Source organism: uncultured Prevotella sp. (assembly GCF_946407605.1).
Taxonomy (GTDB): Bacteria; Bacteroidota; Bacteroidia; order Bacteroidales; family Bacteroidaceae; genus Prevotella.
Genome location: NZ_CAMJOS010000002.1, coordinates 158,144 through 170,796, shown reverse-complemented (window position 1 = coordinate 170,796; position 12,653 = coordinate 158,144). Strand labels below are relative to the sequence as shown.

The 12,653-nt window shown below is 52.7% G+C and carries 9 protein-coding genes; 4 read left to right on the top strand and 5 right to left on the bottom strand.

Annotation, left to right across the window (positions count from 1 at the left end; genetic code table 11):
* Nucleotides 1-85: 85 nt before the first annotated feature.
* Genes Q0R57_RS01675 through Q0R57_RS01655 form a run of 5 tightly spaced genes read right to left on the bottom strand, consistent with a single transcriptional unit; the run spans nucleotide 86 to nucleotide 6,020 of the window.
* Nucleotides 86-700 (bottom strand): hypothetical protein, encoded by a 615-nt coding sequence (locus Q0R57_RS01675; protein WP_294743310.1) that lies wholly within the window; start codon nucleotides 698-700, stop codon nucleotides 86-88.
* A gap of 10 nt (nucleotides 701-710) precedes the next feature.
* A complete protein-coding gene (locus tag Q0R57_RS01670; RefSeq protein WP_294743309.1) occupies nucleotides 711-3,122 on the bottom strand; it encodes a hypothetical protein in 2,412 nt (803 codons plus the stop codon).
* Between the two features lie 25 nt (nucleotides 3,123-3,147).
* On the bottom strand, nucleotides 3,148-3,936 hold the full coding sequence (locus Q0R57_RS01665; protein ID WP_294743308.1) for an Omp28 family outer membrane lipoprotein: 789 nt from the start codon (nucleotides 3,934-3,936) through the stop codon (nucleotides 3,148-3,150).
* Nucleotides 3,937-3,942: 6 nt separating this feature from the next.
* Entirely contained in the window at nucleotides 3,943-5,487 is a 1,545-nt protein-coding gene (locus Q0R57_RS01660) for a DUF6029 family protein (protein ID WP_294743399.1), read from the bottom strand.
* A 35-nt stretch (nucleotides 5,488-5,522) separates the two neighbouring features.
* Entirely contained in the window at nucleotides 5,523-6,020 is a 498-nt protein-coding gene (locus Q0R57_RS01655; protein WP_294743306.1) for a TlpA disulfide reductase family protein, read from the bottom strand.
* A gap of 262 nt (nucleotides 6,021-6,282) precedes the next feature.
* On the opposite strand from Q0R57_RS01655, the gene Q0R57_RS01650 reads away from it, so the two are divergent.
* From Q0R57_RS01650 to Q0R57_RS01635, 4 genes are read left to right on the top strand one after another with little or no spacing between them, the layout of a single operon-like run.
* Entirely contained in the window at nucleotides 6,283-7,788 is a 1,506-nt protein-coding gene (locus Q0R57_RS01650) for an SLC13 family permease (protein ID WP_294743304.1), read from the top strand.
* A 19-nt stretch (nucleotides 7,789-7,807) separates the two neighbouring features.
* Entirely contained in the window at nucleotides 7,808-10,618 is a 2,811-nt protein-coding gene (locus Q0R57_RS01645) for a M16 family metallopeptidase (RefSeq protein WP_294743302.1), read from the top strand.
* A gap of 57 nt (nucleotides 10,619-10,675) precedes the next feature.
* Nucleotides 10,676-11,704 carry an NAD(P)-dependent oxidoreductase gene (locus Q0R57_RS01640; RefSeq protein WP_294743300.1) on the top strand — a complete coding sequence of 343 codons (1,029 nt, stop codon included), beginning with the start codon at nucleotides 10,676-10,678 and terminating at the stop codon, nucleotides 11,702-11,704.
* Entirely contained in the window at nucleotides 11,695-12,651 is a 957-nt protein-coding gene (locus Q0R57_RS01635; protein WP_294743297.1) for a phosphatase PAP2 family protein, read from the top strand. Before Q0R57_RS01640 ends, Q0R57_RS01635 begins: the two co-directional genes overlap by 10 nt.
* Nucleotides 12,652-12,653 lie beyond the last annotated feature (2 nt).

The window sequence follows — 12,653 nt, the reverse complement described above, 5'->3', positions numbered from 1 at the left end:
AATAATTGGAATAATTTATCTCACGAATGAGAATAAAAACTCTTTAATGAGAATAAAAAATATTCGTTCTAATTCGTTTCTTATATTACTTTATTACCCTTTTACCGTTTACGATGTACAGGCCCTTGACGGGACGAGCCACACGGCGGCCCTGCAGGTCGTAGTAGGTGACGGGGCGGCGGCTCTTGACAGCGCTGATGCCCGACGTGCTGTATGTAAACTTAAGTGTGATGGTGGGACCATACTTGTCGACGGTCCACTTCTGGGTGATAACATTCTTCTTGTAGGTAACCAACTGGTAAGCCACTGTGCAGGTGCCTTCGGCCGTGGGCAGCCATTCCGTCTCCATAGACTTCACCTGGCCAGCGCCCAGCGCACCGTCCTGCGTGGTATAGTTGCCCACCTGAGATGCCTGCATGCAGTTTGTGGGGAAGCACGACTGGAAGGCGCCGTTGCTCATCGAGCTGATGATAAAAGCACCGCCACACTGCACCTCGTCGCTGCTCGTATTCTTCACAGAGAGTCCCGAAGGCATGATGATGCCGCCAAAGCCGTCGTCTTCGGCCTCGGTAATGTTCAGCGTGGTACCGTCGGTAACCTCGTTGCCGTTCTTGTCAACGAACTGCAAGGGAAAATCACTTTGTGCCTGAATGGCAAGGGCTGCGAAAAGCCCCAGGCATAACGAAACTATTTTCTTCATAAACCTTTATTTAACGAACTATCTTTTTACCATTTTGGATATAGAGACCCTTGCGGGCTTTCTGGACCTTCTGACCATTCAGGTTGAAGACGGCCTCGGCGGCGTTGTCGGCCTTCAGGCTCTGGATGCCGTCGACAACAGGCAGCTGATACCATACGCCGAAGTTGTCGAAGAAGTAGTCGGTAGCGCTCTTCTCCTCCTGCAGGTTGAAGGCAATGCTGAGCACGCCCTCACCGTTACCGTTGCCGTTGTCGCCCTTGGCCATAGCGTCGGTGACCTCGACATCGGCAGAGAAGTGCTGCCACTCGGCGGTGAAGCTTACATCGCCAATCATGGCCCAGTGCAGGTAGGAGCCAGGAGCGGCGTGAGACTGGGTGGTGACCTTAGCGGCCTGCGAGGCTTTATAGTCGAACTCTACGTGCAGCTTAGTACCCGTTGGCAGGGCCTGGTTGAGCTTGATCCAGAACTGAGAGTCCCAAGCCTGAGCACCTTCGTTCTGGGTGTCGTCGCCAGCCTTCACCACGATGCCGCGGCTGTTGTTCTTGCCGGCACCAGGCACGATGATGGCGTCAACGATATTGGCAGAGGGATATTCCTTGGCGGCATAGCTGGTGACTACCGAGTCGGCGAGGTTGCCGTTGGCGATGGCCTTGATCCAGCCTTCGGGGGCCTCGAGCTCAAGATCGTCGGGATTGACCACGACGGTGTCGGGATCAATGACCTCGGGCTGCTGCAGTTCAATCTTAGCCTTGGCGGCGTTGACAATCTTCTTGTTCTGGTCAACAACCAGGGCGATGATGTAAAGCTGATCCTGCTTCATGGCGTTCTTCAGCGTGGTCTTGGTGGGCAGGGTGAGGGTGTACTCAGCCTCCTTCGACTCGCCGCCAGCCAGGGTGCCCAGAGCAGGGGCCTTGTTGCTGCCGTTGACGTAAGAGCTGCAGAGAGCTACATCGTTGAAATACCAGCCCGAGACAGAGCTCTTGCCGTATTTACCTCCCTTGCAGAAGATGGCCATGTCGTTGCCGACGCCCCATTGTGCTGTTGTGCCCTGATAGTAGTAGTTGGACTGGTTCCAGGCAGTGCCGGTACCCTTGAGGCTGTCGCCCACCACCACGAATTCCAGCGAGAACTTAGAATCGTCGATCAGGGCCTTGATCTCGGCTTTGGCCTCGACCTTCGTCAAGAGGGTGTCGACCACACCACTGACGCTCACCTTAGCCAAGGCGGGTACGGTCATCTCGTCGGCGAAGTCGTTGCAGATGTCGTTGCTGCTGCCGTAGTAGGGGTCTATCTCATCGCCACGGTCCATACGGCACGAGGGTGCGCCGCCGAAGGACAGCTTGGCATAGGCATTGGAATTGATATACATGGCATCGCTTGTGTTATACTGGTGCAGACCGATGCCGATGAAGCGGTCGCCATAGGTCTTGCGTAGCTTCTCCATGCCGATGAGTCCGCGGGGACAGTAGCCACAGCCGGTGCCAGTGTACTCCTCGACCACCACGTTGCGGTCAACCTTTTCGGGCAGGGTGTAAAGGGTAAACTGGGCACCCTGGTCGGCCTGGGCGTTGTCGCTGCCATTGACCTTGGTGATGTTCAGCGTCTTGGTGCTTGCGTGGGCAGCGGTGTCGGCAGGCACGGTGATGCTGATATAGTCGGTATTGTTGAAAGCGATGGGAGAGGTGATGTCGATATGCTGCTCAGCGCTGGTCACACCGTCGGAAGTAATGGTATAGTCGATGCTGCTGAGGGGCGTGGTGCCGATATTGGTAATGGCAAACTGGCCTGTGACAGGCTGTCCCAAAACGGTATAGAAAGGTCCGAAGTCAGCGGGCGTGGCAGCATTCTCGAAGAACTCGCCTTCGAGCAGCACCTGCAGGAAGAGGCTGCCATAGCCATTGCCGTATAAGTTGCTCCACTGAGGTACATTCTGGTCGGTCTTCAAATACAGTCCGTTAGAATTATCGCTGCCAGTGGTGAAAACAGGATACTGGTCGTCCTGCGTGCTTACCTTGCCAATGGTGAACGAATAGCCCACATAGACACCGCCGGCAGGAATGGTGTAGGGCGACGTCAGGTTGACATCGATAGTCTGGCCAGTAGTGGTGACGTTGACAATCTGAAGCGTGTTGGCCGCGGTGATCTTGGAGGGCAGGCTTGATGCCAGCCACACCTTTACGTCTTCGGCACCAGCTGCCGTGAGTCCGAAACGTACGGCCTTGATGGTCTTACCCGAGGCCACAGCCTGGTTGCCGGGAATGAAGATGGCACAATGGTAGGTGTCGGCAGCTTGTACGCCCAGACCTGTTCTCTGTGTGTCTTCAGAAACATAACCCCACCAGTGTTCTTGAGTCTCATTCTGCGCCTGCGCAACAGATGTCAGCAGGAACGCAGCAAAAAAGAATAAAAGCTTTTTAATCATAATGGTTTTGTATTTGTTTGTTGTTTTATCTTAATACTTTGCGTATGGCCTGTTCCACGCCATTGTCGTTATAGACGAAGGCCACGATGCTGAGGTGGGAAGGGTTCCACGTGGCATCGACAGCCTGCTGATAGGTCTGCGTCTTGGACTCGTTGGCATCAAACGTGACAGCCTCGCCCCAGGCGCCGTTGACAGCAGCGCGCAGCACGTGGTTGTGGACATAGTTCTTGTCGTTGATGGTGACGTTATCGTCGTCGATAGGATCGTGACGCGTCTGCGTAGCGGTGATGCTGTCCTCGAGCACCCAGATCTGCAGCTTGCCGTCGTAGGCGCCGATACTCCATTCAGAGACGGTGATGGTTATCTGGTTGCCACTAAGCAAGGCATCAAGACCTATGTCAATGGTCGATGTCTTTGTCATCTCCTCTCTGACTTTGGTCATCCAGTCGGTGTAGTTTACGGCACCATGACGGTTGATGAGGCCCACGGGCTGATATTCCAGTTGCCAGTGATTGTAGTACTCGTCGCCCAGGTCGGTGGCCAGTCCCAGCGTGGTGGCGTTGCCCTTGAATCCTAAGGGTCCGCTGTGGATGCCCACGGCAATAATGCCTTCGCCATAAGCCTCCTGTAATTGTTCGATAACCTTGGTGCCTCTGGGGCAATTAACACACTTCTGACCTGTGAAGTCCTCCAGCAATACGGTACGCTGAAGTGGCTCGGGTTCCACATAGATGAGCCGGTCGTTCTCGTCGATATGGTCACAAGCCATCGTGAAGAGACTTACCAGACTACATAAGAATATCTTGGTTTTCATGTTTGCTTAAAAATTATAGTTGTACGACAGTGTGAAGCCGCGAGTGGCGGGCACAAAGCGGCAGACACCTCCCGAGCAGTTATAGCCGGCACGGGTGCGGCCATAGCCCAGCTGGATGCGATGGGAGTCGAGGTTATAGGTCAGCTGTCCTTGATAGTAATGTGTCTTGGTGTCGCCGTGGTTCCACAGGTCGCTGGCAGTAATCATCCAATGAGGAGCCAGCGACAGCTCGGCAAGGGCAAAGGCCCAGTCGTGCTCGTCCTGACGGGTGGTGAGATACTGCAGTTCGGTGCGCAGCTTGGTGGTGCGTGCCAGCTGGAACATGGCGTCGGCCACGAAGATGTTGGAGTGGATGATACCTCCTTCGCCGCCCTCGATGACAGTCTTGTTGTAACGCTGGTTCATATACATGAGGTTCAGCTTCACATCGCTGGTCAGACGGCGCGTCATCTGGATGTTCAGGTCCTGATAGTAGGTGTCGCTGCCCCATTTGAACCAAGCGCTCTGGATGGCACGGACATAAGAGTAGTTCAGCTTGACGTTCATGCCGTACTTGCCGCCAAGCGGTGTCTTGCGCTTGAAGTTATAACCCACCTCGGCCTGATAGGCCCACTCGCCAGAGGCCAGCTGCGTGGCGTAGGGATAGAGGGCAGCAAGGGTGTAGGTGTGGTCGAGGGTGAAGGCAGGCAGGTGGTTGATGAACAGGGGAGTGCCCATCTGACTGCGCATGCTGCGGAACGACATGTTCTCGCTGCGCTTGGCCTGAAGCAGAATGCTCAGTCCCTTCTTGGAGTAGGAGGTGGAGAGCATGGCCACATGACCGTTATCGTAAGAATAGCTGTTGTCGTACGAGGGGTCTTGGGTCTTCTGTGCATATTCCACCAAAACGCCCCACGGCCCGTGGTTCAGGCTGGTGCGCACATCCCATGCATTAACAAACTTGGGGAAGTTCAGGCGATGGGTGATATCCCAGAAGAAGTCCTCGTCCTCTTCGTATTTGTTCACCCACGAGGCACCAAGACTGAGACGGGTGTCGTGTTGCTGCAGGGAAGGTATCCACTCGTCGAGACTCACCTCGGCATCGGCACCCGATACCAGTCCGCCGTCCCATTTCCAGTAGTGGCGCTGCTTGCCCGAGAGCACCTTGAGGGTGACACCGTTCATGGGCTTTACTATCAGACGGCCACCTAACAGCGAGTTGTCGATGCCCAGCGAACGCTCCTCGTAGCTGCGAAGGATGAACCCCGAGCCAAACTGCTCGTAGAAGGTGCCTGCCGTCAGCTCTACCTTGTCGAGCTTGCCCTTCACCCAGAAATGAGGCACGCCCCAGCCTTTGAAGTCGTTCTCGAAGCCAGGCAACGGATGTTCCATATATTCCATGCGGGCCCCGGCATCGATATACTGGCTCTGTAGCAGCACATCGAGATAGGTGTTGGTCATGAAGTCGCCAGATTCGTAATACTTGTCATCCTCGTTTTGCGTTGACAACAGCATATCGCTCTGAACGCTTCCAGAGACGGTGACATCCTGCTGGCCTTGGGCCGTCAGCATGCTGCACAAGGTCGTGGCTAATAAAAATAATCGTTTCATTCCTTAATGAGTTCGCGTACCTTTTCTATGAGTTCTTCCTCAGCGCCATCGGTATAGCCGTTGTGGCGATAGACAATGTTTCCCTTGCCGTCGCACACCACCACGAATGGTATCATCTGTGCACCCAGCGCCTTGCGGAAGTCGCTGTTGGGGTCGAGCAGCACGTCGTACTCCCAACCGTGGTTGTTGACCAAGGGTTTCACCTTCTGGATGTTCTGTGCCTGGTCTACCGAGACGGCGAAGATCTTGACGCCAGTCTCTTCCTGCCAGTCGGCATAGACCTCGCTGATGGCGTCGAGCTCGCGATTGCAGGGCTTGCACCAGGTGGCAAAGAAATCAATGATAAACGGTTTGCCGTTGTTCGACAGCGTGTCGGTCTTGATAGCCTGGCCGTCCATAGTCTTCAACGTTACAGCAGGCAATTGGGCTGTGGCTGACTGTGAGAGACTTAAAAACGCGATCACCATCATCAGATGGAAAACAATCTTTCTCATACGCAATGTTTCATTTTGATTCTGGGTGGCAAAGGTAGGTATTATTTTCGGAAAGACCAAATATTTTAGCCATAAAATAACTACCCCAAATTGCAAACTCCACTTGACAAACTTAATGAAAACGCTGTGAAACTGCCACGTTTTTGCATCTGCATACGCTCTCTATACAAAAATAAACTACCACCACAACGTGCTAACTCTTTTCTTTTTACTACCTTTGCACCCAAATTTGAAAAAGAAACCATAAAAAAAATTAAGAACAATGCTTAGCACTTACAGGGGACTGCAAATAGTAGAAGCAGCCCGAAAATTCCGACACGAGCATAAGTACGAGCCCAGCAACACCGTGAAGCGCATCGTCAAGATCGCCATCGTTGCCATCGTCACACTGCTGCTCTGGAACATGCCTGCCGAATGGTATGGCATCAACAACCTTACTGTTATTCAACAGCGCGTCATCGCCATCTTCGTATTCGCCACGCTGATGTGGATACTCGAAATCGTTTCATCATGGGCTACCTCGGTGGCTGTCATCGTCATCATGCTGCTATTCTGCACAGATAGCGGTATACTACCCATGGTCAACGAAGAAGAGGTGGGAACACTGCTTTCCTACAAAGGCGTGATGGCCACCTTTGCCGATCCCGTCATCATGCTGTTTATCGGCGGCTTCGTGTTAGCCATCGCTGCCACGAAGACAGGTCTCGACGCTCAGTTGGCCAAGGTGCTGCTCAGACCTTTCGGAACAAGGAGTGAGAACGTGCTGCTCGGATTCCTGCTGATCACGGGCTTGTTCTCGATGTTCGTGTCAAACACGGCTACAGCAGCCATGATGCTCACCTTCCTGACTCCCGTGTTCCGTCAGTTGCCTCCCGAGGGCAAGGGTCGTATCGCCTTGGCTCTGAGTATTCCTGTGGCAGCCAACCTGGGTGGTATGGGTACGCCAATTGGTACACCTCCTAATACCATTGCTTTGAAATACCTGAACGACCCCGAGGGCTTGAACCTGGGTCTGGGCTTTGGTCAGTGGATGATGTTCATGTTCCCCTTGGTTATTTTGCTGCTGTTTGTCAGTTGGTGGATTCTGAAAAAGATGTTCCCCTTCAGCCAGAAAACCATCGAACTGAAGATTGACGGTGAGATGAAGAAGGATGCTCATTCATATATTGTTATCATCACCTTCTTTGTTACTGTGTTGCTCTGGTTGCTTGACCGTGTTACAGGTATCAACTCATATACTGTGGCAATGATTCCTTTCTGTGTGTTTGCACTGACAGGTGTTATCAATAAACGCGACCTTGAACAGGTGAACTGGAGCGTTATTTGGATGGTGGCCGGTGGCTTTGCACTGGGCTATGGACTGAATAAGTCGGGCCTTGCCGAAAATGCTGTTGAGAGCATTCCCTTTGGAGAGTTCTCGCCCGTGCTGATACTGATTCTGGGTGGCGCCATCTGCTATCTGCTGAGTAACTTCATTTCAAACTCAGCTACGGCAGCCCTTTTGATGCCTATCCTCGCTATTGTTTGCGGTGCTATGGGTGACAAACTGGCTCCTATCGGTGGTACTCCTACCGTTCTTATTGGCGTAGCCATAGCCGCATCAAGTGCCATGATTCTGCCCATCTCAACTCCGCCAAATGCATTGGCATTCTCTACCAACCTGGTGCAGCAGAAAGATATGGCCAAGATAGGTATCATCATGGGTATCATCTCTATGGTGCTGGGCTTTGGCCTTGTCTATCTCATGGGTGTCCTCAACGTATTATAAGTCTTAATTTTCCAACAATATGAAAAAATTACTAACAACAGCTCTATTCCTCCTGACAGCCATCATGACTCAGGCTCAGGAGATGCCTGCCATACCTGTTGACGCAGATGTCAAGATTGGTAAGTTAGACAACGGACTCACGTATTACATCCGTCATAACGCATGGCCCGAACAGCGTGCCGAGTTCTACATCGCACAGCGTGTAGGCTCTATTCAGGAAAACGACGAGCAGCGCGGACTGGCTCACTTCCTGGAGCACATGTGCTTTAACGGCACCGAGAACTTCAAGGGTAACGATATCGTGAAATGGTGTGAGACCATCGGTGTGAAGTTTGGCACCGACCTCAACGCCTATACCTCTATCGACCAGACGGTATATAATATAAGTAATGTACCCACGACGCGCGAGGGTATCATCGACTCTTGTCTGCTGATTCTGCACGACTGGGCCGACGGACTGCTCTTGGAGCCCGAGGAGATTGACAAGGAGCGTGGCGTCATCCATGAGGAATGGCGCTTGCGTACCAGCGCTCAGATGAGAATGCTGGAGCGCGACCTGCCCCGTCTCTATCCCAATTCAAAATACGGTCACCGCATGCCTATCGGTTTGATGGAGATTATCGATAACTTCAAGCCCGAGGTGCTGCGTGCCTATTATGAGAAGTGGTACCGTCCCGACAACCAGGCCATCATCGTGGTGGGCGATGTCGATGTAGACAAGGTGGAGCAGAAAATCAAGAATCTGTTCGGCCCTATCAAGATGCCTGAGAACCCTGCTGCCGTGGTGGCAGAGGATGTGCCCGACAATAACGAGGCTATCATCGTGGTGGATAAGGACAAGGAGATGCAGTACAGCATCGTGGAACTGCTGTTCAAGAGTGATCCGATCCCCGATGAGATCAAGGGAAATATGCAGTATCTGGTCATCGACTACCTCAAGGCAGCTTGCCTGGGTATGCTCAACGACCGTCTTGCTGAGTTGGCACAGAAAGCTGACTGCCCCTTCCTCCAGGGTTCTGTGGGATACGGACAGTATCTGCTCTCTAAGACCAAGGATGCCTTCGAGGTTAGCGTCCTGCCCAAGGAGGGTCAGACCGAGGCTGCCCTCAAGGCTGCTTATGTCGAGGCACGCCGTGCTGCCAAGTTCGGATTCACTGCCACAGAGTATCAGCGTTATAAGTCAAACTTCAACAGCCAGCTCGACAAACAGTACTCTAACAAAGAAAAACGATACAACAGCCAGTTTGTCAACCAGTATGTGCAGCACTTTCTGGCAAAGGAGCCCATACCCAGTCTTGACGACTACTATCAGGTGATGAAGCAGCTCACACCTGCTCTCCCCCTCGAGGTTGTAAACCAACTCATGGGCGGACTCTTCGAGGATACCGACACCAACCTCGTGCTGCTCAACATGAACCAGGAGAAAGAGGGTGCTGTTTATCCCACTGAGGCTTCGCTGAAGCAGGCCATCAACGAGGCTCGCGCACAACAGCTCGAGGCTTATGTGGATAATGTGAAGGATGAGCCCCTCATCACCAACATGCCCAAGGCCGGCAAGATTGTGAAAGAGGTTGACGGTCCTAAGTTCGACTATAAGGAGCTGACACTGAGCAATGGCGCCAAGGTTATCCTGAAGCACACCGACCTGAAGAAAGACCAGGTGATCCTGGCTTCTGAGGGCTTCGGCGGTAGCTCGCTCTATGGCGAGGCCGACTTTGCCAACATCAAGATGTTTGACGATGCCATCGAGGCCAGCGGACTGGGTAACTTCTCACACACCGAACTCGAGAAGGCTCTCGCAGGCAAGATTGCCAGCGCTAATCTGGTACTGGGCACCGAGCGCGCCAACATCACTGGCTCATCAACTCCTAACGATGTAGAGACCATGCTCCAGCTGGTTTACCTCTACTTCACTAACATCAACAAAGATCAGGAGTCGTACGACAACATGATGAAGACCACCGAGCTGATGCTGAAGAACAAACTGCTGCAGCCCGAGGCTGTATTCAGCGACTCGCTGACCCTTACCATCCAGAACCACAGCAAGCGCTTTGCTCCACTGTTGATGGACGACCTGCAGAAGGTAAGCTACGACCGCATCCTGCAAATGGCTAAGGAACAGACTAGCAACGCTGCTGCCTTCACCTTCACCATCGTCGGTAACTACGACGAGGCTACCATCCGTCCGCTCATTGAGCAGTATCTGGCTGCACTTCCCGGCGATGCCAACAAAGTAGTGAAGGGTAAGGATGTTGACGAGATGTTCAAGGGTGAGGTCATCAACGACTTCAAGCGTAAGATGGAAACGCCAAAGGCACTCGCCGTCATGGTATGGGCCAACACCGATATGAACTACACACTCGACAATATCATTCGTGCCGACATGGTAGGACAGATTCTGTCGATGATCTACACTGAGAAGATACGTGAGGAAGCAAGCGCTGCCTATAGCGTCATGGCACAGGCCGGACTGAGCCGCGATGACTATCGCACCGTAGGTACGGTACTCGTCTATTGTCCCATGAAGCCTGAGAAGGGCGACATCGCCACGAAGATTATGCTCGACGAGGTCATCAACATGGCGAAAAACGTGGATGCCGAGAAGCTGAACAAGGTGAAGGAATATATGCTGAAGAACGTGGACGACCAGGCCAAGACTAACAACTACTGGATTCGTACCATCGGTCGCTTGCGTGACTACAGCGTCGATACTCACACCGACTACAAGCAGACCGTTCAGGCTCAGACACCTGAGACCATCGCGGCCTTCATGCAGGAGTTCCTGAAGCCCGGCAACCGCGCTGAGATCATCATGCTCCCTGAGGAATAATCCTAAAGGTCAATCAAATTTCAAATTACAAACCTCAAAGGTCAAAGAACTGCGTCAATGAAGATTCTGATAACAGGAGCCAGCGGATTTATAGGCTCATTCATCGTGGAAGAGGCTCTCCGTCAGGGGTTCGACACTTGGGCTGCCGTCAGAGGCAGCAGCAAGCGCGACTTCCTGCAGGACGAACGCATCCACTTCATAGAGCTGAACCTGAGCAGTCAGGAACAGTTGGAGGCGCAGCTCAAAGACCATACTTTCGATTATGTGGTGCATGCCGCTGGTGTGACGAAGTGTCTGAACACCAGCGACTTCCACCGCATTAATACAGAGGGCACAAAGAACTTGGTGCAAGCACTCATCAAACTGCAGATGCCCATCAAGCGCTTTGTGTATCTCAGCTCACTTAGCGTCTTCGGCGCCATTCACGAGCAACAGCCCTACACAGAGATCAAGGAGACAGACACGCCACAGCCCAACACGGAATACGGTAAGAGTAAGCTCGAGGCAGAACAGTGGTTAGAGACTCAAACATCAAACCTCATATCTCAAACCTCAAATCAAGAAGTCCCCTTCCCCTACGTTATCCTGCGTCCTACAGGCGTCTATGGCCCCAGGGAGCGCGACTATTTCCTTATGGCGAAGAGCATCAAGCAGCACAGCGACTTTGCGGTGGGCTATCAGCAGCAGGATATCACCTTCGTCTATGTGCTTGACGTGGTGCAGGCCGTATTCCTGGCTTGCGAGAAGGGTGAGACGGGACGCAAGTACTTCCTCTCTGACGGTAAGGTATATCAGTCGGCTACCTTCTCGAACCTTATCCGTAAGGAACTGGGCAACCCCTGGTGGATTCGTATCACAGCTCCCATCTGGGTACTGCGTGTTATCACTTTCTTTGGTGACAAATGGGGACACCTTACAGGTAAGATCTCTGCTCTGAACAACGATAAGTATCATATTCTGAAGCAGCGCAACTGGCGTTGCGACATTGAGCCGGCTCGTCGTGAACTGGGTTACGAGCCCAAATACACGCTGGAAGAGGGTGTGCCCCTCACCATCAAATGGTATAAGGAGAACGGATGGCTGTAGAGAAAACGAAGAAGGGACTCATTGCTGTGGAGTGGGCCACACTGGTCTACACGCTGATTACCACCATATTTATATTAGTCACCTACGTTAGGCTGACTCATCCCACTGAGATGCTCTGGTTCAGGGCTCAGGCTGTCGTGCTCACGCTGGCCTTGTGGGGTGTCTATCGCCTCTGCCCCTGCAAGCTCACCATGCTCTTTCGCATCACAGGACAGTTCCTGCTGCTCTCCTGGTGGTATCCCGACACCTATGAGATGAACCGCATCTTCCCCAATCTCGACCATGTGTTTGCGGGTTGGGAGCAGTCGCTCTTTGGCTTCCAGCCTGCGCTGTCGTTCTGTCAGACCTTCTCTCACCCCATCTTCAGCGAGCTGCTGTCGATGGGCTACGTCAGCTACTATCCGCTGTTCGTAGGTATCACCATCTTCTTTTTCTTCTTCCGCTACGAGCATTTCGAGCGCACGGCCTTTATCATTATCGGCTCGTTCTTCCTGTTCTATCTCATCTTCATCGTCCTGCCAGTAGCAGGACCGCAGTTCTATTTCAAGGCTGTAGGTGTAGACCAGATAGCGCAGGGCATCTTTCCCAATATCGGCGACTATTTTAATACGATTGAGTTCGACGTCCACAATCGCGATTTCATCTTGCCCATTCCAGGGTGGGAGGATGGTCCTATGTACAAGGCTCTCGTCATTGCCCATGATGCTGGCGAACGCCCTACGGCGGCCTTCCCAAGCAGTCATGTGGGAGTGGCCACCATCGTCATGTGGTTGGCATGGGAAGCTAAGAACAAGAAGTTATTCTTTATCTTCCTGCCCTTTGCTGTTCTACTTTTCTTCGGTACTTTTTACATCCAGGCTCATTATGCCATCGATGCCATTGCCGGTCTCTTCTTCGGCACCCTCTTCTATTTCCTCCTGAAGTGGGGATATAATCTTATTCGATAATT

Excerpts from the sequence above, each read along its gene's own strand:
- Q0R57_RS01675 (WP_294743310.1), bottom strand. The coding sequence starts at position 700 with ATGAAGAAAATAGTTTCGTTATGCCTGGGGCTTTTCGCAGCCCTTGCC.
- Q0R57_RS01670 (WP_294743309.1), bottom strand. The coding sequence starts at position 3,122 with ATGATTAAAAAGCTTTTATTCTTTTTTGCTGCGTTCCTGCTGACATCT.
- Q0R57_RS01665 (WP_294743308.1), bottom strand. The coding sequence starts at position 3,936 with ATGAAAACCAAGATATTCTTATGTAGTCTGGTAAGTCTCTTCACGATG.
- Q0R57_RS01660 (WP_294743399.1), bottom strand. The coding sequence starts at position 5,487 with ATGCTGACGGCCCAAGGCCAGCAGGATGTCACCGTCTCTGGAAGCGTT.
- Q0R57_RS01655 (WP_294743306.1), bottom strand. The coding sequence starts at position 6,020 with ATGAGAAAGATTGTTTTCCATCTGATGATGGTGATCGCGTTTTTAAGT.
- Q0R57_RS01650 (WP_294743304.1), top strand. The coding sequence starts at position 6,283 with ATGCTTAGCACTTACAGGGGACTGCAAATAGTAGAAGCAGCCCGAAAA.
- Q0R57_RS01645 (WP_294743302.1), top strand. The coding sequence starts at position 7,808 with ATGAAAAAATTACTAACAACAGCTCTATTCCTCCTGACAGCCATCATG.
- Q0R57_RS01640 (WP_294743300.1), top strand. The coding sequence starts at position 10,676 with ATGAAGATTCTGATAACAGGAGCCAGCGGATTTATAGGCTCATTCATC.
- Q0R57_RS01635 (WP_294743297.1), top strand. The coding sequence starts at position 11,695 with ATGGCTGTAGAGAAAACGAAGAAGGGACTCATTGCTGTGGAGTGGGCC.